Raw genomic sequence first — 22041 nt, 5'->3', positions numbered from 1 at the left:
CCGGTGGTTACAGCCGGGAAGCTAGTCAGCCCAGGTGGCGTCGGGAAGGACTGCGCACGGACCGGTGGTGAACGTCCAAGACGTCAGGCGAGAAGTCCAACCGGCTCTCACACGCCGATGAGGTGCAGCGATGCCCAGAGCGCGAGCGTCGAGGCCAGCAGCGTCGCCGGTACGGTCGCGAGTCCCAGCCGGGTGAAGTGGCCGAGCTCCGGGGCTTCCCCGTGGGCTTGCAGGATGCGCCGCCACAGGAGCGTGGCCAGCGACCCGACGTACGTGAGGTTCGGCCCGAGGTTCACCCCGATCAGGGCGGCGAGCAGCGGTCCCGGCCCGGCCGCCGCGACGATCGGCAGCAGGGCGAGGATCGCGGGCAGGTTGTTGATCAGGTTGGCGAGCAGCGCCGCGACCGCGGCGACGCCGAGCAGCGCGGGAAGGGTGTCGCCGTCGGGCAGCAGGACCGCTGTCCCGTCGCCGAGGCCGTTGTCGACGACGGCCTTGACGACGACGCCGAGCGCGAGGACGAAGAGGCAGAACAGCGGGTTGGCCGAGCGGACGACGGCGAGGGGTGTGGTCTCCCGCTTGGCGAGGGCCCGGGCACCCAGCACGGCGGCGCCCGCCAGCGCCGCCCACAGCGGCTCGGCGCCCGCGAACGAGGTCACGACGAACCCGGCCAGGGTCAGCGCCAGCACGACGAGCGTGAAGACGGGGACGGGCGTGCGCTCCGCGCCGGGATCCGGCGCGTGCGCCCCGGCAGCCAGGTCGGCCCTGAACGCGCGGCGGAACACGGCGTACTCGACGGCGATGGCGGCGAGCCACGGCAGCGCCATCAGCGCGGCGAACCGGGTGAAGGAGAGGCCGCTCGCGGTGAACGCCAGCAGGTTGGTGAGGTTGGAGACGGGGAGCAGGAGGGACGCGGAGTTGGCCAGGTGCGCGCAGGCGTAGACGTACGGGCGCGGCCGCGCTCCGACCCGGGCGGCGGTGGCGAGGACGACGGGGGTGAGCAGGACGACGGTGGCGTCCAGACTGAGGACGGCGGTGATGAGGGAGGCGATGACGAAGACACCGCCGAGGAGGGGCCGGGTCTGCCCCCGGCAGGCGCGTGCCACGAAGTCCCCGGCGGCCCGGAACAGCCCTTCGTCGGCGCAGAGCTGGGCCAGCACCAGGATCGCGGCGAGGAAGCCCACGACCGGCAGCAGCTCGCCTACCTGCTCGCGGGCCTCGGGCCAGGACACCGCCCCGAGGGCCACCACGAGGACGGCGGCGGGCACGGCGACGGTCGCCTCCGGCAGGCCCCGGGGGCGCAGCACGGCGAAGGCGAGGACGCCCAGGAGCAGGGCGAAGGAGACGAGCTCGGCGGTGACGGTGTTCAGGGGGGTCTCTCAGAGCGGGAGGGGTTCACGGGGAAGGGGCGGTGCGCCCGCGTTGTGCGGGTGCACCGCCCCTTCGGGGTGATGACGGGTGGATCAGCCCTCGACGCCGAGCTTCTCCAGGATCAGCTCGCGCACGCGTGCCGCGTCCGCCTGGCCACGGGTGGCCTTCATGACCGCGCCGACGAGCGCGCCCGCCGCCGCGACCTTGCCGCCACGGATCTTGTCCGCGATGGCCGCGTTGCCCGCGATGGCCTCGTCCACGGCCGTGGACAGCGCGCCCTCGTCGGAGACGACCTTCAGGCCGCGCTTCTCGACGACGGTGTCCGGGTCGCCCTCGCCCGCGAGGACGCCCTCGATGACCTGGCGGGCCAGCTTGTCGTTGAGGTCGCCCGCGGCGACGAGCGCGGCCACCCGGGCGACCTGCGCCGGGGTGATCGGCAGCTCGTCCAGACCGCGGCCGGTCTCGTTGGCGTTACGGGCCAGCTCGCCCATCCACCACTTGCGGGCCTGGTCCGAGGGTGCGCCCGCCTCGGTCGTGGCGACGATCAGGTCGACCGCGCCCGCGTTGAGGATGGACTGCATGTCGTGCTCGTTGACGCCCCACTCCTCCTTGAGCCGCGCCCGGCGCAGCCGGGGAAGCTCGGGGAGGCCCTTGCGCAGCTCCTCGACCCAGTCTCGCGTGGGCGCGACGGGCACCAGGTCCGGCTCGGGGAAGTAGCGGTAGTCCTCGGCGTTGTCCTTGATGCGGCCGGCCGTGGTGGAGCCGTCCTCCTCGTGGAAGTGCCGGGTCTCCTGGACGATGGTGCCGCCCGAGGACAGCACGGCGGCGTGCCGCTGGATCTCGAAGCGCGCGGCCCGCTCGACGGAACGCAGCGAGTTCACGTTCTTCGTCTCGGAGCGGGTGCCGAACGCCTCGCGGCCGTGCGGGCGCAGCGACAGGTTGACGTCGCAGCGCATCTGGCCCATCTCCATGCGGGCGTCGGAGACCCCGAGGGCCTTGATCAGCTCGCGGAGCTCGGCGACGTACGCCTTGGCGACCTCGGGGGCGCGGGCGCCGGCTCCCTCGATCGGCCTGGTGACGATCTCGATGAGCGGGATGCCGGCCCGGTTGTAGTCGAGCAGGGAGTGGGACGCGCCGTGGATACGGCCGGTGGCGCCGCCGACGTGCGTCGACTTGCCGGTGTCCTCCTCCATGTGGGCGCGCTCGATCTGCACCCGGAAGATCTCGCCGTCCTCCAGCTGGACGTCCAGATAGCCGTCGAAGGCGATCGGCTCGTCGTACTGCGAGGTCTGGAAGTTCTTCGGCATGTCCGGATAGAAGTAGTTCTTCCGGGCGAAGCGGCACCACTCGGCGATCTCGCAGTTGAGCGCGAGACCGATCTTGATGGCCGACTCCACGCCGATCTCGTTGACGACCGGCAGCGCGCCGGGCAGTCCGAGACAGACCGGGCAGGTCTGGGAGTTGGCGTCCTGCTTCAGCTCCGTGGAGCAGCCGCAGAACATCTTCGTCTTCGTGCCGAGTTCGACATGGACTTCGAGGCCCATGACGGGGTCGTAGGACGCGAGCGCGTCCTCGTACGACACCAGGTCAGTGACAGTCACGGTGAAACTTATCCCTCTCAGCCCAGCAGAACGTCGTCGTCGCCGAGACGCTTCAGTTCGCGATAGAGGATCGCGAGTCCGGTGACGATGGCGGCCGCGGAGACCGCGGCGTCGACGAGTCGCAGCACGTCGTTGTCCTCGCGCGCGAGCCTCGCCTGCTTGGCGACGGTGATCGCGCCGAACGCGGTACTGCCGAGCGAGATGTACAGCCCGGTCTTGGACTTCTTGAAGTTACTGGCCTTCTTTGCCATGGCACTCACAGCGACGGAGCCTCCTCAAGCAGCGGGTGCCCCCACTTTTCCACGAAGGCGGCCTCGACGGCCGCTCCGACCTTGTAGAGCCGGTCGTCCTTCATGGCGGGGGCGATGATCTGCAGTCCGACCGGCAGACCGTCCTCCGGGGCCAGGCCGCAGGGCAGCGACATGGCGGAGTTGCCGGCCAGGTTGGTGGGGATGGTGCACAGGTCCGCGAGGTACATCGCCATCGGGTCGTCGGCGCGCTCGCCGATCGGGAAGGCGGTGGTCGGCGTCGTCGGGGAGACGATCACGTCGACCTGCTCGAAGGCCTTCTCGAAGTCCTGGGTGATGAGGGTGCGGACCTTCTGGGCCGAGCCGTAGTACGCGTCGTAGTAGCCGGAGCTGAGCGCGTAGGTGCCCAGGATGATGCGGCGCTTGACCTCGTCGCCGAAGCCCGCCTCACGGGTGAGCGCGGTGACGTCCTCGGCCGACTTCGTGCCGTCGTCGCCGACCCGCAGGCCGTAGCGCATGGCGTCGAAGCGGGCCAGGTTGGAGGAGCACTCGGACGGCGCGATCAGGTAGTACGCGGAGAGCGCCAGGTCGAAGGACGGGCAGTCCAGCTCGACGATCGTGGCGCCGAGCGACTTCAGCAGCTCGACCGACTCGTCGAAGCGCTGGAGGACACCGGCCTGGTAACCCTCGCCGCGGAACTGCTTGACGACGCCGACGCGCATGCCCTGTACGGAGCCGTTGCGGGCGGCCTCGACGACCGGCGGGACCGGGGCGTCGATGGAGGTCGAGTCCAGCGGGTCGTGCCCGGCGATGGCCTCGTGCAGCAGCGCCGCGTCCAGGACCGTACGGGCGCAGGGCCCGCCCTGGTCCAGGGAGGACGAGAAGGCGACCATGCCGTAGCGCGAGACGCCGCCGTAGGTGGGCTTGACGCCGACCGTGCCGGTGACGGCCGCGGGCTGGCGGATCGAGCCGCCGGTGTCCGTGCCGATGGCGAGCGGGGCCTCGTAGGAGGCGAGGGCGGCGGAGGAGCCGCCGCCGGAGCCGCCGGGGATGCGGGTGAGGTCCCAGGGGTTGCCGGTGGGGCCGTAGGCGCTGTTCTCGGTGGAGGACCCCATGGCGAACTCGTCCATGTTGGTCTTGCCGAGGATGACGACGTCGGCGGCGCGCAGCTTCTGCGTGAGCGTGGCGTCGTACGGCGGGACCCACCCCTCAAGGATCTTGGAACCGACGGTGGTCGGCATGTCCTTGGTGGTGAAGATGTCCTTCAGCGCGAGCGGGACGCCGGCCAGCGGGCCGAGCTTCTCGCCCGCCTCCCGCTTCGCGTCCACGGCACGGGCCTGGGCGAGGGCGCCCTCACGGTCGATGTGCAGGAAGGCGTGGACCTTCTCGTCGACCGCGTCGATCCGGGCCAGGTGGGCCTCGGTGACCTCGACGGCGGTCAGCTCGCCGGAGGCGATCTTCCCGGCGATCTCGGCCGCGGTGAGCTTGATGATGGTGCTGATGTCCGTCATGGCGATTAGTCCTCCCCCAGGATCTGCGGCACCTTGAAACGCTGCTGCTCCTGGGCCGGGGCGCCGGAGAGCGCCTGCGCGGGGGTGAGCGACGGACGGACCTCGTCCGCGCGCATGACGTTGGTCAGCGGCAGCGGGTGGGAGGTCGGCGGTACGTCTTGGTCGGCGACCTCGGAGACGCGGGCGACCGCGCCGATGATGTCGTCGAGCTGACCGGCGAAGTGATCGAGCTCTTCGCCCTTCAGCTCCAGACGCGCCAGCCGGGCGAGGTGGGCGACCTCCTCGCGCGTGATGCCAGGCATGCAGCGATCCTCAGGGGTTGGTGTGTGGTTTTGAGCCCAATCCTATGGGGTCTCTTGGCGACGGGTGCCCCACCCCGATCGGGCTACGCCTTTCCGGCGGTGGGGACCGGAAGGGGTGAGCCCCGGGTCGCGGCCCGGGGCTCGGAGGAGTGCGCTCGAAAGGGGCGGCTCTCAGGTGCTCTCGGTCTCCGCCGTCCCGTTCACCGCGCCCTTCATGGCGCCGTTCACCGCGCCCTGCACCGCGCCGTTCACCGCACCCTGCACCGCGCCGTTCAGCGACGCGTTCATCGAGCCGGTGGCCGACCCGGTAGCGGCGGCGGCCGCCTGGGCCTTCAGCTCGGCGGGCCTGCGCCAGCCGTGCTCGCCGCGCGCCCGCAGCCAGGCCGTCGTCTCCTGCGGCGGCATCGCGGCCGCCACCAGCCAGCCCTGCACCGCGTCGCACCTGAGGTCCCGCAACCGCTCCCACGTCTCGTCGTCCTCGACGCCCTCGGCGACGACGACCAGGCCGAGCGAGTGGGCCAGGTCGATGGTGCAGCGGACGATCTCCGCGTCCTCGTGGTCGACCGCCAGCCGGGCCACGAAGGACCGGTCGATCTTCAGCTCGCTGACCGGCAGTCTGCGCAGGTGGACCAGGGAGGAGTAGCCGGTGCCGAAGTCGTCGAGGGACATCTTCACGCCGTGCGCGGTGAGCCCGGCCAGGGTGTCGGCGGCGCGCTGCGGGTCCTCCAGCAGCACATGCTCGGTGATCTCCAGTTGGAGCGCTCCCGCGGGCACACCGTGACGGGCGAGCCGGGCCGCGACGCCCCCCGCGAAGCCGGGGGTGTGGACGTCGCGCGGGGAGACGTTGACCGCGACGGGCACGAACAGGCCCTGCGCCCGCCAGCGGGCGACCTGGGCGAGCGCCGTCTCCAGGACGTACTCCGTGAGGTGCGGCATCAGACCGGAGGACTCGGCGATCGCGATGAACTCGTCCGGGGGGACCCGACCGCGCTCCGGGTGCACCCACCGCACCAGCGCCTCCAGGCCGGCGACCTGCCCGTCGAAGCGGACCTTGGGTTGGTAGTGCAGCTCGACCTCGCTCGCGTCCAGCGCCCGGCGCAGGTCGCCGAGGAGCCCGAGCCGGTCGGGGGTGTTGCTGTCCCGCTTGGACTCGTAGACCTCCACGCCCGTGCGGTCCCGCTTGGCCTGGTACATCGCGACGTCCGCCCGCCGCAACAGGCCCTCGGCGTCCAGGGCGTGATCGGGGTAGACGGCGACCCCGGCGCTGGCCTCCAGGACGAGGGTCAGTCCGTCGAGGTCCAGCGGGGAGGACAGCTCGGCGACCAGGTGGCGGGCGACCTGCTGGGCGCTGGTGGTCGAGTCGGTGTGCGGCAGCAGCACGGCGAACTCGTCGCCGCCGAGCCGGGCGGCCTCCGCGCCGCGCGGCAGGGCGAGCCGCAGGCGCTCCGCTATCTGCAGCAGGAGCCGGTCGCCTGCCAGGTGGCCCAGGGTGTCGTTGACCGCGCGGAAGCGGTCCAGGTCGATGAGGACCAGGGCGGAGCGGGTGCCGATCGACTCCGCGTCCTCCAGCGCCGACCAGGTCCGCTCCAGCAGCCACTGACGGTTGGGCAGCCCGGTCAGCGGGTCGCGCAGCTGCTCCTCGGCGCGGGCGCGGGCGATCCAGAGCGTGGAGTCGAGGGCGATCAGCGGCACCGCGAAGAGCGGCAGCAGGACGGGCATGGACATCGCGACGGCGCAGATGAGCGGGGCGAGCCCGAGGAGCGCGACGGCGACGAGTCCCTGCCGCAGCATCGCCGTACGGGCGATGGTGGGCAGTCCGCCGTTGTGCGGGGCCTGGGCGTACCACAGCAGGACCCGGGTGACGAGCAGATACGTCGATGCCGTCAGGAGCAGTTCCGGGACGGCCGCGATGCCCCAGTCGAGTGGCTGCCAGGGTTCCTCGACGGTGGGCACCTCACCGAAGGCGGCCAGCACGAGGGCCGCCGCGCCGATGCCCAGCATGTCCACCCCGCCGTGCAGGAGCCCCTGCCACCAGCGGTGTCTGCGGGCGGTCCCGACGAGCACCACGACGGCGAGGCTGACCAGCACGGCCGGGAGCCAGCCGAACAGCAGCAGCACGGCGAGGGTGAGGGCGGCCCCCGAGCCGGTGCCGCCCCACCACCGGTCGCGGCCGAGCGCCACCAGATGGCCGACGATGATCCCGGTGAGCACGGCGAGGGACCAGCCCACCGCACCGTCCGGGAAGAGCGCGTGCCCCTGTTGGACGGTCCGGTAGGACCCGACCGCCAGCAGCACCGCGGCGACCCCCACGACGGCGGCGCCCACGGGGGGCGTGAGGCCGACGAAACCTTGCAGCCGCGACACCGGGGCGGCGCTCTCGGTCGGTTTCATTCCGTCCCTCTCACAGCCGGCGGTGCCGATGTCCCTCGGTGGCGCCCGCTCCCGTGGCGCCACGGCCCCGTCGAGCAGCCGTGCACGGCGGGCGCACCTCTCAACAGTAGGCCGCGAAAGGCTTCCAGGGGCAGCGCTCTACAGCTCTTGCCCGAATGCGAACCGACCACCCGTCACCATCTGCTATTGACCCGAACGGGTGGCGCGGCAGGGCCATTCGGGGAACGGCGGCCCCTTCTTCACCCCTCTGCCCCGTTTCCTTCCCCGTACGAGCCGCGCCACGCCGGGGCAGCGTCTCGAAGGCGTCTCGATCCGGAGAACGATGGGCGAACGCGGGTCCGGCGGGTGGTTACTCCCCGCTGTCCTCCGGGTCGGTCCCGGGCGGGGCTTCCGGGGCGGCCAGGGCCGCCTCCTTCGCACGTTCGGGTCCCTGTTCGAGCAGGATCGCGAATCCGTCCTCGTCCAGCACGGGCACCTTCAGCTGCATCGCCTTGTCGTACTTGGAGCCGGGGTTGTCGCCGACGACCACGAACGCGGTCTTCTTCGACACCGATCCGGCGACCTTCGCGCCCAGCGCCTGGAGCGCCTCCTTCGCACCGTCGCGGGTGTGGCCCGCGAGGGTGCCGGTGACGACGACGGTGAGCCCTTCGAGGGGGCGGGGGCCCTCGTCCGTCTCGGAGCCCTCGTCCGCCATGCGCACTCCGGCCTCGCGCCACTTGCGCACGATCTCGCGGTGCCAGTCCTCGGCGAACCACTGCTTGACCGAGGCCGCGATGGTCGGCCCGACGCCGTCGGCGGCAGCCAGCTCCTCCTCGCTCGCCTCGTCGATCCGGTCGATGGAACGGAACTGACGGGCCAGCTCCTGGGCGGCGACCGGTCCCACGTGCCGGATGGAGAGCCCGGTGAGGACCCGGGCGAGCGGGGCTTCCCTGGCGGCGGCGATGCCCTCCAGCATGGCCAGCGCGTTCTTCTTCGGCTCGCCCTGCTGGTTGGCGAAGACCGTCGCGATCTTCTCCTCGCCGGTCTTCGGGTCGCGCTTGGGCAGCCCGCTGTCCTGGTCCAGGACGTACGCCCGGATCGGCAGCAGTTGGTCGACGGTGAGGGAGAACAGATCGCTCTCGTCGCGCAGGACAGGCTCGGCGGGCTCCAGGGGACGGGTCAGGGCGGCGGCGGCCACATAGCCGAAGTGGTCGATGTCCAGGCTCTTGCGCCCGGCGAGGTAGAAGACGCGTTCGCGCAACTGGGCCGGGCACGTACGGGCGTTGGGGCAGCGGAGGTCGATGTCGGCCTCCTTCATCGGGCGCAGTTCCGTCCCGCACTCGGGGCAGTGGGTCGGCATCTCGAAGGCCTTCTCGGTGCCGTCGCGCAGGTCGACGACGGGGCCGAGGATCTCGGGGATGACCTCGCCCGCCTTGCGGATGACCACGGTGTCGCCGATGAGGACGCCCTTGGCCTTCACCACGTTCTGGTTGTGCAGGGTGGCGAACTCGACCTCGGAACCGGCCACTTCCACCGGTTCGACCTGGGCGTACGGGGTGACGCGGCCGGTGCGTCCGACGCCGACGCGGATGTTGACCAGCTTGGTGTTGACCTCTTCGGGGGCGTACTTCCAGGCGATGGCCCAGCGTGGGGCGCGCGAGGTGGAGCCCAGGCGTCCCTGGAGCGGGATCTCGTCGAGCTTGACGACGACGCCGTCGATCTCGTGCTCCACGGAGTGCCGGTTCTCGCCGTAGTACGCGATGAACTCCCGTACGCCGGCGAGGGAGTCGACGACCTTGTTGTGCTGGGCGGTGGGCAGGCCCCAGGCATGGAGCAGTTCATAGGCCGCGGAGAGGCGGTCGATGCTCAGGCCCTCGTGGGCACCGATGCCGTGCACCACCATGTGCAGCGGGCGGACGGCGGTGACCTTGGGGTCCTTCTGGCGCAGCGATCCGGCCGCCGCGTTGCGCGGGTTGGCGAAGGGCTTGTCGTCGGCGGCGACCAGCCGGGCGTTCAGCTCCTCGAAGTCCTCCATGGGGAAGAAGACCTCGCCGCGGATCTCGACGAGCGCGGGGATGTTCTCGCCCTTGAGGCGGTGCGGGATCTCGGCGATCGTCCGGACGTTGGGGGTGATGTCCTCGCCGGTGCGGCCGTCGCCGCGGGTCGCCGCCCGGGTCAGACGGCCCTGCTCGTAGGTGAGGTTGACGGCGAGGCCGTCGACCTTGAGCTCGCACAGGAAGTGGTGGTCGGGGGTGCCGACGTCCTTGGCGACCCGGTCCGCCCAGGCGGCCAGCTCCTCGTCGTCGAAGGCGTTGTCCAGGGAGAGCATGCGTTCGCGGTGGGCCACGGAGGTGAACTCCGTGCGGTAGGGCCCGGCGACCTTCTGGGTCGGGGAGTCCGGGGTGCGCAGCGACGGGTGCTCCTCCTCCAGTGCCTCCAGGGCGCGCAGCTGCCGGTCGAACTCGCCGTCGCTGACGACCGGCTGGTCCTTCACGTAGTAGCGGAAGCGGTGCTCCTCGATCTGCTCGGCCAGCAGCGCGTGCTTCTCCCGCACGTCCGCCGGAACCGAGCTCTCCTGCTCCACCCGCTGTTCGCCGGCCATCGTCCCGTCCTCCCGTTTCCCGTCGTCCCCGTCACTCAGGGTTGTCCGCGAGCGACCGCGCCGCTCTGGCGCTGTGGGCGAGCGCGGTGCGGGCGTACGCGGGCGACGCACCCGCGAGACCGCACGACGGAGTGATCGCGACGGACTCGGCGAGAGTCCCCGGATTCAGCCCCAGCCTGCTCCACAACGTCCTGACCCCCATGACGCTACCGCCCGGGTCTGACAATCCCTCCGAGGCCGCGTCGGTGGAGGGCACCACGCCGAGGAATAGGTGGGTGCCGCCTTCGACGGCTTCCCCGATCGCCTCCTCCTCACGCTCGGTGAGCAAGGAGAAGTCGAACGAGATCCCGTCGGCCCCGGCCCGGCGCAACAGCGCGAACGGCACCTCGGGGGCGCAGGAGTGGACGAGCGTCGTGCCGTCCTCGCCCGCCGCGGCGAGGACGTCGCGCAGGGTCCCCTCGACGACCTGGCGGTCGACGGCGCGGTAGGTGCGGTAGCCGCTGGCGGAGCGGACCCGGCCCAGCAGGACGGCGGTCAGGGAGGGCTCGTCCAGCTGGAGGACGATCTTCGCCCCGGGCATCCGGCGGCGGACCTCCGCGAGGTGGGCGCGGAGCCCTTCGGCCAGGGATCCGGCCAGGTCGCGGCAGGCGCCGGGGTCGGCCAGCATGGCTTCGCCGCCGCGCAGTTCCAGTGCTCCGGCCAGCGTCCAGGGGCCGACGGCCTGGACCTTGAGCAGGCCCTCGTACCCCTGGGTGAACTCCTCCAGGGCGTCCAGGTCCTCCCCCAGCCAGGAGCGGGCGCGGCGGGTGTCACGGCCGGGCCGGTCGCTGATCCGCCAGCCGCTCGGCTCGACGTGCCCGTACATCTCGACGAGCATGCCGATGGTCCGGCCGATCATGTCGGCGCCCGGCCCGCGCGCGGGCAGTTCCGCCAGATACGGCATGCCCTGACCGTCGGCGAAGGAGCCGGTGACGGTCTTCGCCGCCTCCCTCGCGTCTCCCCCGGGCATCGACCCGACACCGGTCGCCGGACACCCGCTGAACTTGCTCTTCTCGCTCACGCGGGAAGCCTACGGTCCGTGGCGGGAAACCTGCTCCTCGGTAGGTCGGCGGCCGGGGACCTGCTCCCCGGGACGTCAGCGGCCGGGGCGGACGGTGAGGTCGTTGACCTCGGCGTCGCGCGGCAGGTCGATCGCCATGAGGATCGTGGTGGCCACCGACTCGGGGTCGATCCAGCGGGCCGCGTCGTACTCCTTGCCCTCCTGCTGGTGCACCTTGGCCTGCATGGGGCTGGCGGTGCGGCCCGGGTAGACGGTGGTGACGCGCACCCCGTTGCCGTGCTCCTCGTGGCGCAGGGAGTCGGCGAGCGCCTTGAGGCCGTGCTTGCTCGCGGCGTACGCGCTCCATCCGGCGTGGGCGGCGAGCCCCGCCCCGGAGTTCACGAACAGGACCTGGCCCTGGGAGACGCGGAGCTGCGGGAGCAGGAGGCGGGTGATCTCGGCGGGGGCGATCAGGTTGGCGTTGAGCTGGAAGTGCCAGGCCTTGGGGGTGAGCTCGCCGACTTCGCCGAGCTCCACGACGCCCGCGATGTGCAGCAGGGTGTCGATCCGCTCGGGCATGGACTGCTGGCCGAACGCCCAGGACAGCCGGTCGGGGTTGGCGAGGTCGCCGACGAGGGTGCGCGCGCCCGGGTAGCGGTCGGCGAACTCCTTGGCGCGGCCGGCGTCGCGGGCGAGCAGGACGACGTCGTCGCCGCGCTCCTGGAGACGGCGGGCGACAGCGGCCCCGATACCGGAGCCGGCGCCGGTGATGAGGTGGGTAGACATGGGGCGATCCTAGGACCGCTGCTCCTTACCGCTGACCGGTGGACTCCTCGCCGGTGCTCCTCACTGGTGACCGGCGGACTCCTCCAGGTAGGCGAGCGCGCCGACGCCGTCCTTGGCGAAGAAGACCAGGTCGGTCAGGGGGATGGGCAGGAAGCCCTCGTCCTCCATGCTCTGGAACTGCTGGCGCAGGCCGTCGTAGAAGCCCGCCGTGTTCAGCAGGACGACCGGCTTGGTGTGCTTGCCGTGCTTCTTCAGCTCCAGGATCTCGGTGGCCTCGTCGAGCGTCCCGGTCCCGCCGACCATGATCACGACGGCGTCTGCCTTCGCCAGGAGGAGCGCCTTGCGCTCGGCGAGGTCACGGGCGATCACCATCTCGTCGGCGTTCGTGCGGGCCTTCGCGGCGAGGAAGTCGACCGATACGCCCACCAGCCGTCCGCCCGCCGCCTGCACGCCGTCCGCGACGACCTTCATCAGGCCGCTCTCCGATCCACCCCAGACGAGGGTGTGCCCGCCCCTGCCGAGCAGCTCGGCGAACTCCCGGGCGGGCACGGTGTAGCGGTCGTCGAGGTCGGCGGCGGAGAGGAAGACGCAGATGTTCATGGGCCAACCGTACGACCCGCCTCGGACACTCCCCCGCATGCTCCCCGCTCCCTCCCCGTTCGCTCACCCCGTCCGGGGAGAATTCCGGCCACAGCAGCGGGTCGGGGAAGATTACGGGCGCGTACACCGCTGGAACAGGCATGACTGCCACGCGAGGACACCGCATCACCGTCGAGCCGGGCACCGAGCACGTCCGGGTGGTGCACGAGGGACAGGTGCTGGCCGAGAGCCGCCGCCCGCTCGTGCTCCGCGAGACCGGCTGCCCGGTCCGCTACTACCTGCCGCCCGAGGACGTCCGCACCGACCTGCTCTCCCCGTCGGACACCTCCACCCACTGCCCGTTCAAGGGGGACGCCTCCTACTGGTCCCGCCCCGGGGCCGCCGATCTCGTCTGGGCCTACCCGGACCCGAAGCCCGAAGTCGCCGCCGTCAAGGACCACTTCTGCTTCTACGCGGCGGAAACGGTGGCCGACTGACCCTCGCTCCGGGCTCCGTGAAGTTTTCTCCGCCGGAACGATGAGTTTTCCTGACCGCCCCGGTCTGCACTCCCATGGACAGGATTCTCTCCGCCGACGGCACGCCGATCGCCTACCGCCGCCAGGGCGACGGCCCGCCGCTGGTGCTGGTCGGCGGGGCGCTGAGCGCCTCGGCCACCGACGCGCCGCTGGCCGCCCTGCTCGCTCCGCGCTTCACGGTGCTCACCTACGACCGCCGGGGCCGGGGCGCCAGCGGTGACGCCGGGCGCTCCTCCGTGGCGCGGGAGGTCGAGGATCTGGCCGCCGTCGTCGGGGCCGCCGGGGCGGGCGCGTCGGTCTTCGGGATGTCGTCGGGCGGGGCACTGGCCCTGGAGGCGGTCGCCGCCGGGCTGCCGGTGGAGCTGCTCGCCGTGTACGAGCCGCCCTATACGCCGGGCGCGTCGGGGCTGCTGTTCAAGGCCCGCTGCACGGCCCGGCTGCACCGGCTGCTGGCGGCCGGGGACCGGGGCGGGGCGGTGGAGCTGTTCCTGTCGATGACGGGTGTCGCGGAGGAGACGGCCGCCCGGATGCGGCGCACCCCGCTGTGGGCGGAGCTGGAGGCGATGGCGCACACCCTGGCGTACGACGACGCCCTACTGGGCGACGGGGCGGTCCCGGTCGAGAGGTTCGCGGCCGTCGCCACCCGGACGCTGGTGGTCTGCGGCGGCTTCAGCAGCCCCCCTGCGCGCGCGGCGACCCGGACCCTGGCCGAGGCGCTGCCGCGCGGCCGGCACCGCACGCTGACGGGCCAGATGCGCGAGGTGGCGCCCCAGGTGCTCGCGCCGGTGCTGGCGGAGTTCTTCGCGAAGGACGTGTACGCGTACCGGCAGGCGTCGTAGGCCCTCTCGCGCGCCGGTCGCCGTGGGTCTGCCCTCCGCCGGTCCGGCCGGGGAGGGCCCCGGCCTCAGCCGCCCGTCGCCACCCGCTCGCGACGGGATGTCGTGGCGATGGTGGCCGAGCCGACCACGCGCGTGCCGTCGTACAGGACGACCGCCTGGCCGGGGGCCACGCCCCGGACCGGCTCGGTGAAGGTGACGTGCAGCTCCGTGCCGTCCACCAGCTCGGCCGTGACCTCGGTCTCACCGCCGTGGGCGCGGAGCTGGGCGGTGTACGTACCGGGGCCGGACGGGGGCGTTCCGCACCAGCGGGGCTTGATGGCCGTCAGCGAGGTCACGTCGAGGGCCTCGACGGGGCCGACGGTGACGGTGTTGTTCACCGGGGAGATGTCGAGGACGTAGCGCGGCTTGCCGTCGGGGGCCGGGTGGCCGATCTTCAGGCCCTTGCGCTGTCCGATGGTGAAGCCGAAAGCGCCCTCGTGGGTGCCCAGCTTCGTACCGGACTCGTCGAGGATGTCGCCCTCGGCCGGGCCGCCGAGGCGGTTCGCCAGGAAGCCCTGGGTGTCGCCGTCAGCGATGAAGCAGATGTCGTGGCTGTCGGGCTTCTTGGCGACGGCCAGGCCCCGGCGCTCGGCCTCGGCGCGGATCTCGTCCTTGGTGGTGAGGGTGTCGCCGAGCGGGAACATGGCGTGGGCGAGCTGCTTCTCGTCCAGGACGCCGAGCACATAGCTCTGGTCCTTGGCCATGTCGGAGGCGCGGTGCAGCTCGCGGCTGCCGTCCTCGGTGAGCTGAACGGTGGCGTAGTGGCCGGTGCACACGGCGTCGAAGCCGAGGGCGAGGGCCTTGTCGAGCAGCGCGGCGAACTTGATCTTCTCGTTGCAGCGCAGGCAGGGGTTGGGGGTGCGCCCGGCCTCGTACTCCGCGACGAAGTCCTCGACGACGTCCTCGCGGAAGCGTTCGGCCAGGTCCCAGACGTAGAACGGGATACCGATGACGTCGGCCGCGCGGCGGGCGTCCCGGGAGTCCTCGATGGTGCAACACCCGCGCGCCCCGGTCCGGAAGGACTGGGGATTCGCGGACAGGGCGAGGTGGACACCGGTCACGTCGTGGCCCGCCTCGGCGGCACGGGCCGCGGCGACGGCGGAGTCCACGCCGCCCGACATCGCGGCGAGGACACGCAGGGGGCGCTGGGAAGTCTGAGTCATAGCTCCTCCAGGGTACGGGTCGCCGGGAACCGAACGCTCGCGGATATGCGTTGACGATCACATGGGGAACAACGGAAGCACCCGGGGTGCGCGAAAGCCATCGGGAAAGTCTTCGGGCTCGTCTTCGCGGAAGAAGCCGGCGGACGGCGTCAGCCGGCGCGGGCTGCTCATCGGCGGCGGTGCGGTGGCGGCCGCCGGTACGGCCACCGTGCTCGCGCGCGACAAGGTCAAGCGCCTGTGGTGGCAGGTGCCCGGGGTCGAGAAGCCCCGGAAGCCGGGCGAGCTGGACTACGCGGGGGCGACCTGGGTGGCCGCCTCGGAGGCGAACTGGCGGCGGGCGGACCGGCCGGACGACTTCACGATCGACCGCGTGATCATCCATGTCACCCAGGGCAGCTTCGCCAGTGCGGTGAGAGTGTTCCAGGACCCCGCCCACCAGGCCGCGACGCACTACATCGTGGGGCAGGACGGGCGGGTGGTGCAGATGATCCGCGAGCTCGACGTGGCGTACCAGGCGGGCAACCGCGCGTACAACGAGCGCGGCGTCGGCATCGAGCACGAGGGGTTCGTGGACCGGCCGAAGGACCTCACGAAGGCGATGTACGAGTCCTCGGCGCGGCTCACGGCGTCGATCTGCGCGCGGCACGACATACCCGTCGACCGGGAGCACATCATCGGGCATGTGGAGGTGCCGGGCACCGACCACACGGACCCGGGCCCGCACTGGGACTGGGACCGGTACATGGAGCTGGTGCGCCGGGCCGCGACGGCGCCGCCCAGCCCTTCCCCCACGTCGTCGGCGAAGGCGTAGCGGCGCTCCCTCAGCTGAGCCCGGCCGTCCTCGCCCGCTCCACCGCCGGGCCGATCGCCTCGGCCAGCGCCTTCACGTCGTCCTCGGTCGAGGTGTGGCCGAGCGAGAAGCGCAGGGTGCCCCGGGCCAGGTCCGGATCGGTGCCGGTGGCGAGCAGGACGTGGCTGGGCTGGGCGATCCCGGCGGTGCAGGCGGAGCCGGTGGAGCATTCGATGCCCTGGGCGTCCAGCAGCAGGAGGAGGGAGTCGCCCTCGCAGCCCGGGAAGCTGAAGTGGGCGTTGGCCGGGAGGCGTCCGGCCGGATCCGGGTCGCCGCCGAGCACGGCGTCCGGCACGGCCCGGCGCACGGCGGCCACGAGGTCGTCGCGCAGGGAGCCCACGCGCCGGGCGAACTGCTCGCGCCGCTCGGTCGCCAGCCGGCCGGCGACCGCGAAGGAGGCGACGGCGGGCACGTCCAGGGTGCCGGAGCGCACGTGCCGCTCCTGGCCGCCGCCGTGCAGGACGGGTACGGGGGTGTGATCGCGGCCCAGCAGCAGCGCGCCGATGCCGAACGGGCCGCCGATCTTGTGCCCGCTGACCGTCATCGCGGCCAGTCCGGAGCGGGCGAAGTCGACCTCCAGCTGACCGAAGGCCTGGACCGCGTCGGCGTGCATGGGGATGGAGAACTCGGCGGCCACCGCCGCCAGTTCGCGGACCGGCATGATGGTGCCGATCTCGTTGTTGGCCCACATCACGGTGATCATCGCGACGTCGTCGTGGTTGCGGAGGATCGCCTCGCGCAGGTCTTCGGGGTGGACCCGGCCGTGGCGGTCGACCGGGAGGTAGTCGACGGTCGCGCCCTCGTGCTCCGCGAGCCAGTCGACGGCGTCCAGGACCGCGTGGTGTTCGACGGGACCGGCGAGGACCCGGGTGCGGCGGGGGTCGGCGTCGCGCCGGGACCAGTAGAGGCCCTTCACGGCGAGGTTGTCGGCCTCCGTGCCTCCGGAGGTGAGGACCACCTCGCTGGGACGTGCGCCGAGGGCGTCGGCGAGGGCCTCTCTGGACTCCTCGACGGTACGGCGGGCCCGGCGTCCGGCGGCGTGCAGTGAGGACGCGTTGCCGGTGGCGGAGAGCTGGGCGGTCATCGCCTCGATCGCTTCGGGAAGCATCGGGGTGGTCGCGGCGTGGTCGAGGTAAGCCATGGTGGGGCCGATTCTACGAGCCCGGGGTGGGGCGCGTGTCGGGCGCGTCACGGCCCGGCCCCCGCGCACGCCCGCGCGAGGTCCGGCGGACCGGCTCGGAGGCCGGCTGCGAGCCCCCGCCCGGAGCCCGATCCGGTACGGGGAGGGCGGCTCGCGGGGCCGCTCCGGGGCCGTGCGTCAGCCGCCGAGACTCCAGGAGACCGTGCCGTTGGCGGTGACCAGGACGGCGAGCACGGCGAGGTCGGCGATGCCCAGGGCGAGTCCCAGGCGGGCGCGTCCCGGGCGGCGGGTGCGGCGGGCCAGGGCCAGCAGCGCCATCACGATCGCGGTGGGCCCGAGCAGGACGTTGAAGACCAGCAGCCCGACGAGACCGAGGACGAACGAGGCGACGGCCAGGCCGTCCGCCTCCCGGCCCACGGTCCGGGTGGCGACGGCGCCCGTACCCGCGACGGGGTCGGAAGCGCCGCCGGCACCGCCACCGGTAGCGGCCTCCGCACCGGTATCGGTAGCGGCCTCGGCACCGGTATCGGTCGTGGCATCAGCATCGGCATCGGTCACGCGGCGGGCGAAGTCGGTGAGGGGCATGGTGCGAGCTCCTTCGGATCGGTCCGGGACACGGCAGGCTCGGCAGGTGCGGGTGCGGGTTCGGGTTCTGGGTGCGGCGGTCGGGTCAGCGGGGGCGGCGCGACGCGCGCTCGCGTACGGCGAAGATCAGCAGCCAGCAGCCGATCACGGTCGCGGCGGCCAGGGTGAGCGGCAGGGGGATGTGGGCGACCGCCCCGAGGACGATGCCCAGCAGAAGCAGCGCGGCGACGAGGACGAGCACGGCGGAACCTCTCTGTGCGACGACGGAATACCGTTCGGTGGTCATGGGGAAAGCTGTTCGGAGTACGACTGTTCACTGACTTGTGAGTCTAAACCCCGGACCCCTTCCTCGACCCGGAGAACGGTTGTTTACTGAATGGCATGAGTCACACCCCCGCCGGAGTCCGCCAGACCCAGAAGCTCAGGACGCGCCAGTCCCTCCTGGACGCGGCGCTCGTCCTGCTGGAGCACCAGAGCCTGAGCAGCCTGGGACTGCGGGAGGTCACCCGGGCCGCCGGGGTCACCCCGACGGCCTTCTACCGGCACTTCGAGGACACCGCCGCGCTCGGCGTCGCCCTGGTCGAGGAGACCCTGGGCAGCCTGCACGGGCTGATCGGCGCGGTGCTCGCGGAGACGGGCGACAGCGAGGAACGGCTGGACCGCAGCGTGGAGGTGATAGCGCGTCATGTCGGCGCCCAGCCGGCGCACTTCCGGTTCATCGCCCGGGAGCAGCACGGCGGCGTGGGACCGGTGCGCGTGGCCATCGCCGCCCAACTGCTGCGGTTCGCGGAGGAGGTGGCGCTCGCGCTGCGCGAGGAGCCGGGGTCGGCCGGGTGGAGCACGGAGGACCTGCTGATGCTGGGCGGCCTCTACGTGGACCACATGGTGATCACCGCGTCAGCCCTGCTGGAGGCGGGTCCGGCGGGTGAGCGGGAGGTCGTCCGGGTGGCCCGGCGTCGGCTGCGGCTCGTTTCGATCGGCCGCGAGCACTGGCTGGACGAGGGGTGACCGCACCACGCCCCCACCGCCCCTGACCACCCTTGACCGCCCTTGACCGCCCTTGACCCTCCCGTAACAGGAGGCCCTACGGTCCCCGGGTATGAAGATCGTCGTCCATGACACCGCCTCCGCCCACCTCGACCTCCTGCGCCGCCCCGTGGCCCAACGGCCCGACGCCCTGCGCGAGATGCTCGCCCCGTTGCAGGAGGTGATGTCCCGGGTGGGGGTCGGGGACCTCGTCGAGAGGCACCGCGCGGGCAGTGGGTTCCCGCTCGACCGGGACGACCCGCGCCTTCCGGAGGCCCTGGAGCGGATGCGGGAGGCCCGGGTGTGGCAGCGGATCGAGGATTCCCTCGCCGCCGCGCGGGAACGGCTGAGCACGGCGGCGCCCGGTGCGCGGACCGCCGACACCGTGCACGTGGTTCTGGTGCTCGGCGACCCGGACGACCCGATGATGCGCCTGAACCAGGGCTACTTCGGCCTCGGCGGCATCCCGGGCGCGATCCTGCTGATGATGTGGCCCACCGCGACCGGCCTCGCCAAGATCGAGCACGCCGCCGCCCACGAGCTGCACCACAACGTCCGCTACGCCAACGTGGACTGGGACCCCATGGCGGTCACGGTCGGCGAGCAGGTCGTGGCCGAGGGTCTGGCCGAGGCCTTCGTACGGGAGCTGGCGGGCGAGGACGCCATGGGCCCCTGGGCGACCTCACTGTCCGGCGCGGAGCTGGACGACGCCTGCGCGAAGGTGGCGGCCGGGATCGACGTCGCGGGCATGCAGAACCTGTCCCCGTACGTGTTCGGCGACCGCACCGCCCGCCGGCTGGGGCAGGAGCCGGTCGGGCTGCCGGACTTCGCCGGGTACGCGGCCGGGCTGCGCTTCGCCGACGCCCACCTCGCGGCTTCCGGGCTGACCGCCGCCGCGAGCGTCGCCCTGCCCGCGCGTGAGGTTCTCGGACACGCGGGCGTGCCGACCGCCGCGTGACCCGGCCCGGGGGCCTCCGGTTCCGCGAGACTGGACCGATGAGGAGCGAGGACCGGGGCCCCGAGGAACCGCCCGCCGACGGCCTGACCGTCGGCCGGACGGCCGGGCTCGTCGGGGTCAGTGTGAAGACGCTGCACCACTGGGACACGATCGGCCTCGTGCGGCCGGGGGGCCGCACGAGGGCCGGGTACCGGGTGTACGGGGACGACGACGTCGCCCGGCTCCACCGGGTCCTCGTCTACCGGGAGATCGGCATCCCGCTCGCCGCCATCGGGCGGCTCCTGGACGACCCGGAGGTCGACGCGCGCGAGCATCTGCGGCGGCAGCGGGGGCAGCTCGCGGAGCGGATCTCCCGGCTGGAGCGGATGGTCGGCGCGGTGGACCGCATGCTGCTGGAGTCGAAGCCGGGGATCCGGCTGACGCCCGAGGATCAGGTGGAGATCTTCGGGGCCGACTGGGAGCCCGCCCGGACCGAGGAGGCCGAGGAGCGCTGGGGCGGCACGGAGCAGTGGGCGCAGTACGAGGAGCGGGCGGCCCGGATGAGCCGCGAGGACTGGAAGGGCGTGGCGGCGTCCGTCGAGGCCCTGACCGCCGACCTCGCCACCGCGTACCGTACGGGCGTCGCTCCCGGGTCACAGGTCGCGGACGCCCTCGCGGAGCGGCACCGCGCGCAGATCTCGACGTACTTCGACTGCACGTACGCCATGCAGGTCTGCATCGGCCGGACGTATGTCACCGACCCCGGCTACGTCGCGCACTACGACGCGATCGCGCCGGGACTCGGCGGCTGGCTGTACGAGGTGATCGCCGCGAACGCCGGGGCCAACGGCGTCGATCCGGAGTCCGCGGTCTGGGAGTGAAGCGCGCCCTCAGGCCGTGCGCGGGGCCTTGGCCAGCTGGCGGGACTGGGCGACGAGGCGGTCGGCGCTGTCCCAGACCTCCGCGTCCTCCTCCAGGAAGCCGCCCGCGAGGTTGCGGGTGGTGATGGAGACGCGCAGCGGGCCCGGGGCGGGGCGGCAGCGGATGTGGGTGGTCAGCTCGACGGTGGGGGTCCAGCCGGCCAGGCCCAGCTCGAACGAGGTCGGCGGCAGGGCGTCCACGGTGAGCAGCAGCGACAGCGGGTCCGGGTCGCGGCCGTCGGCCAGGCCGAACCAGCCGCGCATCTCGCCCTTGCCGGACGGGGCTCCGACGGCCCAGCCGACGGTCGCCGGGTCGAGCTTGATGTCCAGGCGGTCGGTGATGGCGGAGCTGCCGGGGATCCTGGGCGCGCCGTCGCTCGGGCCGAGGCAGTGGTCCCGGTCGGGCATGGCCGGCGGCAGGGCCGTCGTGCGGACGTCGTCGGGGAGCGCGTCCAGGTCGCCGTAGGTGGCCAGGACCCGGATGCGCTCGATCTCGCTGCCGTCCTCGGCGTACTGGAAGAGGGAGGCCTGGCCGGTGGAGAGGGTGCGGCCGGTGCGGACGACCTGGGTGCGTACGACGGCGGGTCCGGGCGCGGAGGCGGTGAGGTAGTGCGCCGAGACGGAGAACGGGTCGGAGTGCGGCAGTGCCTCGCCCAGGGCCCGGCCGAGCAGGGCCAGCAGATAGCCGCCGTTGACGGCGTGGATGATGGTCCAGCCCGCGGAGAGTTCGGCGTCGTAGACGCCCTCCTCGCGCAGGGTGACCGCGGTGTCCCGGTCGAACTCGCTGTCGCCGATGGTTGCCCGTGCGGTCTGCGCCGCCTCAGTCGCTGCCTGTGCCATGGCATGCACGGTACATCGACCTCACTACTGAGCGGTAGCTTTTTGAGTACCGGATCGCCCCACGAAGAACCCTAGGTTGCCGCCGTGCCCTCCTCGGCGCGGGCGGAGGAGCGGTTGTACGCGCGGGGCGCGCGCCAGTGGAAGCGCAGCGCCAGCAGCCGCAGGACGAACGCGGCGATCACCGCCATCCCGCTGGTCAGGGCGTTGAGGGTGTCGAAGCGGATGCACAGGGCGACCATGGTCGCGCCGACGATCGCGGGCACCGCGTACAGGTCGCGGTCCCAGCGCAGCAGGGAGGGCACCTCGTTGGCCAGCACGTCGCGCAGCACACCGCCGCCGACCGCGGTGGCCAGGCCCAGCGCCGCCGACGCGGTGAGCCCGAGGCCGTACTCGTACGCCTTGACCGTGCCGGTCACGCAGAACAGGCCGAGCCCCGCCGCGTCGAAGACGTTGACGCCGACCTGGATGCGCTCCACGTGCGGGTGGAGGAAGAAGACCAGGACGGCGGCGACCAGCGGGGTGGTGAAGTAGCCGAGGTCGGTGAAGGCGGCGGGCGGGATCGCGCCGATCATCACGTCACGGAACAGCCCTCCGCCCAGCGCTGTCACCTCCGCGAGAACCGCGATGCCGAAGACATCGAAGTTCTTGCGGACGGCGAGCAGGGCGCCCGAGATCGCGAAGACGAAGATCCCGACGAGATCGAGCGCATGCTGGACGGAGGGCGTGAACAGTTCGGTGAGCACCGGGCAATTGTGCCGG

22 protein-coding genes are annotated in these 22041 nt (G+C 72.4%); 6 read left to right on the top strand and 16 right to left on the bottom strand.

Annotated elements, in window-relative coordinates; genetic code table 11:
• Nucleotides 1-107: 107 nt before the first annotated feature.
• The 10 genes from ACIQRW_RS37380 to ACIQRW_RS37335 form a co-directional block, all read right to left on the bottom strand.
• Nucleotides 108-1367 (bottom strand): SLC13 family permease, encoded by a 1260-nt coding sequence (locus ACIQRW_RS37380; RefSeq protein WP_403769602.1) that lies wholly within the window; start codon nt 1365-1367, stop codon nt 108-110.
• 93 nt (nt 1368-1460) lie between these two features.
• Entirely contained in the window at nt 1461-2969 is a 1509-nt protein-coding gene (gene gatB / locus ACIQRW_RS37375; RefSeq protein ID WP_403769587.1) for an Asp-tRNA(Asn)/Glu-tRNA(Gln) amidotransferase subunit GatB, read from the bottom strand.
• A gap of 17 nt (nt 2970-2986) precedes the next feature.
• Nucleotides 2987-3220, bottom strand: coding sequence for a hypothetical protein (locus ACIQRW_RS37370; protein WP_030589646.1), 234 nt, complete (start codon nt 3218-3220; stop codon nt 2987-2989).
• A 5-nt stretch (nt 3221-3225) separates the two neighbouring features.
• The gene (gene gatA, locus ACIQRW_RS37365; protein ID WP_403769585.1) at nt 3226-4728 is read right to left on the bottom strand and encodes an Asp-tRNA(Asn)/Glu-tRNA(Gln) amidotransferase subunit GatA; all 1503 of its coding nucleotides are present in this window, start codon (nt 4726-4728) and stop codon (nt 3226-3228) included.
• Between the two features lie 5 nt (nt 4729-4733).
• On the bottom strand, nt 4734-5030 hold the full coding sequence (gene gatC / locus ACIQRW_RS37360; protein WP_003966094.1) for an Asp-tRNA(Asn)/Glu-tRNA(Gln) amidotransferase subunit GatC: 297 nt from the start codon (nt 5028-5030) through the stop codon (nt 4734-4736).
• 171 nt (nt 5031-5201) lie between these two features.
• Nucleotides 5202-7421: a putative bifunctional diguanylate cyclase/phosphodiesterase gene (locus ACIQRW_RS37355; RefSeq protein ID WP_403769582.1), complete on the bottom strand. Its 2220-nt coding sequence runs from the start codon at nt 7419-7421 to the stop codon at nt 5202-5204.
• Between the two features lie 349 nt (nt 7422-7770).
• Nucleotides 7771-10002, bottom strand: a complete 2232-nt coding sequence (gene ligA, locus ACIQRW_RS37350; protein ID WP_403769579.1) for an NAD-dependent DNA ligase LigA — start codon at nt 10000-10002, stop codon at nt 7771-7773.
• 31 nt (nt 10003-10033) lie between these two features.
• Entirely contained in the window at nt 10034-11062 is a 1029-nt protein-coding gene (locus ACIQRW_RS37345) for a methionine synthase (RefSeq protein ID WP_403769576.1), read from the bottom strand.
• Between the two features lie 75 nt (nt 11063-11137).
• Nucleotides 11138-11827 carry an SDR family oxidoreductase gene (locus ACIQRW_RS37340; RefSeq protein WP_403769573.1) on the bottom strand — a complete coding sequence of 230 codons (690 nt, stop codon included), beginning with the start codon at nt 11825-11827 and terminating at the stop codon, nt 11138-11140.
• Between the two features lie 60 nt (nt 11828-11887).
• On the bottom strand, nt 11888-12427 hold the full coding sequence (locus tag ACIQRW_RS37335; protein ID WP_403769570.1) for a TIGR00730 family Rossman fold protein: 540 nt from the start codon (nt 12425-12427) through the stop codon (nt 11888-11890).
• A gap of 140 nt (nt 12428-12567) precedes the next feature.
• Between ACIQRW_RS37335 and ACIQRW_RS37330 the strand changes: the two genes are divergently transcribed.
• On the top strand, nt 12568-12903 hold the full coding sequence (locus ACIQRW_RS37330) for a DUF427 domain-containing protein (protein ID WP_403769567.1): 336 nt from the start codon (nt 12568-12570) through the stop codon (nt 12901-12903).
• Between the two features lie 74 nt (nt 12904-12977).
• The gene (locus tag ACIQRW_RS37325; RefSeq protein ID WP_403769564.1) at nt 12978-13781 is read left to right on the top strand and encodes an alpha/beta fold hydrolase; all 804 of its coding nucleotides are present in this window, start codon (nt 12978-12980) and stop codon (nt 13779-13781) included.
• A 65-nt stretch (nt 13782-13846) separates the two neighbouring features.
• On the opposite strand, the gene mnmA is transcribed toward ACIQRW_RS37325, so the two are convergent.
• Nucleotides 13847-14983, bottom strand: a complete 1137-nt coding sequence (gene mnmA / locus ACIQRW_RS37320) for a tRNA 2-thiouridine(34) synthase MnmA (RefSeq protein WP_403769561.1) — start codon at nt 14981-14983, stop codon at nt 13847-13849.
• 61 nt (nt 14984-15044) lie between these two features.
• Here mnmA and ACIQRW_RS37315 point away from each other — a divergent pair, with 61 nt between their 5' ends.
• Nucleotides 15045-15794 (top strand): N-acetylmuramoyl-L-alanine amidase, encoded by a 750-nt coding sequence (locus ACIQRW_RS37315; RefSeq protein WP_403769559.1) that lies wholly within the window; start codon nt 15045-15047, stop codon nt 15792-15794.
• A gap of 10 nt (nt 15795-15804) precedes the next feature.
• Here the strand turns inward: ACIQRW_RS37315 and ACIQRW_RS37310 are convergent, their stop codons facing one another.
• The 3 genes from ACIQRW_RS37310 to ACIQRW_RS37300 all read right to left on the bottom strand — a co-directional run bounded on the left by ACIQRW_RS37310 (nt 15805) and on the right by ACIQRW_RS37300 (nt 17845).
• On the bottom strand, nt 15805-16974 hold the full coding sequence (locus ACIQRW_RS37310; protein WP_403769556.1) for a cysteine desulfurase family protein: 1170 nt from the start codon (nt 16972-16974) through the stop codon (nt 15805-15807).
• 177 nt (nt 16975-17151) lie between these two features.
• Entirely contained in the window at nt 17152-17559 is a 408-nt protein-coding gene (locus ACIQRW_RS37305) for a hypothetical protein (protein ID WP_403769553.1), read from the bottom strand.
• Nucleotides 17560-17644: 85 nt separating this feature from the next.
• Nucleotides 17645-17845, bottom strand: a complete 201-nt coding sequence (locus ACIQRW_RS37300) for a hypothetical protein (protein ID WP_403769606.1) — start codon at nt 17843-17845, stop codon at nt 17645-17647.
• A gap of 95 nt (nt 17846-17940) precedes the next feature.
• Here ACIQRW_RS37300 and ACIQRW_RS37295 point away from each other — a divergent pair, with 95 nt between their 5' ends.
• The 3 genes from ACIQRW_RS37295 (at nt 17941) to ACIQRW_RS37285 (ending at nt 20403) form a co-directional block, all read left to right on the top strand.
• Nucleotides 17941-18567, top strand: a complete 627-nt coding sequence (locus ACIQRW_RS37295; protein WP_403769550.1) for a TetR family transcriptional regulator — start codon at nt 17941-17943, stop codon at nt 18565-18567.
• Between the two features lie 91 nt (nt 18568-18658).
• Entirely contained in the window at nt 18659-19543 is an 885-nt protein-coding gene (locus ACIQRW_RS37290) for a DUF2268 domain-containing protein (RefSeq protein WP_403769547.1), read from the top strand.
• Nucleotides 19544-19581: 38 nt separating this feature from the next.
• Nucleotides 19582-20403: a MerR family transcriptional regulator gene (locus ACIQRW_RS37285; RefSeq protein ID WP_403769544.1), complete on the top strand. Its 822-nt coding sequence runs from the start codon at nt 19582-19584 to the stop codon at nt 20401-20403.
• 9 nt (nt 20404-20412) lie between these two features.
• Here the strand turns inward: ACIQRW_RS37285 and ACIQRW_RS37280 are convergent, their stop codons facing one another.
• Nucleotides 20413-21282, bottom strand: a complete 870-nt coding sequence (locus ACIQRW_RS37280; protein ID WP_403769541.1) for a thioesterase family protein — start codon at nt 21280-21282, stop codon at nt 20413-20415.
• A 71-nt stretch (nt 21283-21353) separates the two neighbouring features.
• Nucleotides 21354-22025 (bottom strand): trimeric intracellular cation channel family protein, encoded by a 672-nt coding sequence (locus ACIQRW_RS37275; protein ID WP_403769538.1) that lies wholly within the window; start codon nt 22023-22025, stop codon nt 21354-21356.
• Nucleotides 22026-22041 lie beyond the last annotated feature (16 nt).

The organism is Streptomyces sp. NPDC091287 (assembly GCF_044768525.1).
Classification (GTDB): domain Bacteria; phylum Actinomycetota; class Actinomycetes; order Streptomycetales; family Streptomycetaceae; genus Streptomyces.
Note: the sequence above shows the minus strand (reverse complement) of the source record. Positions and strands in the feature narration are given on the sequence as shown.